Origin of the sequence: Pseudohoeflea suaedae (assembly GCF_004354915.1) — a bacterium.
Lineage (GTDB): Bacteria > Pseudomonadota > Alphaproteobacteria > Rhizobiales > Rhizobiaceae > Pseudohoeflea > Pseudohoeflea suaedae.
Genome location: NZ_SMSI01000016.1, coordinates 1 through 338 on the forward strand (window position 1 = coordinate 1; position 338 = coordinate 338).

The window sequence follows — 338 nt, forward strand, 5'->3', positions numbered from 1 at the left end:
ACTCGACGTGGACGGCACCGTCACGATCGATTCCGGCGCCGATGTCAGGCTCGTGGCCAAGGGGCCGCTCGCCTTCGAACTCGACACCGCCACCACGATCCTGACCGGCGAGCTCGCCGGCGAATTCGGCTCCGTCGTGGAAGACCTGCTCTTCCTCGACGGCACGCTCAGCTTCAACGACGACAGTGTCGAACTGACCGTGAACCGCAACGACGCGGCCTTCTCCGACTTCACCCGGACGCAGACCCAGGCCGACATCGCCGATGCAATCGAGAGCCTCGGCGCGGGCAATGGCGTCTTCGACAGTTTCCTCACCCTGAGCAGCGAGGACGATGTGA

At 64.8% G+C, this 338-nt stretch carries 1 protein-coding gene; it reads left to right on the plus strand.

Translation table 11 applies throughout. The annotated features are described in order from the left end of the window. A partial coding sequence (locus E2A64_RS17870) for a hypothetical protein (RefSeq protein WP_428977509.1) occupies positions 1-338 on the plus strand: 338 nt, incomplete at both ends.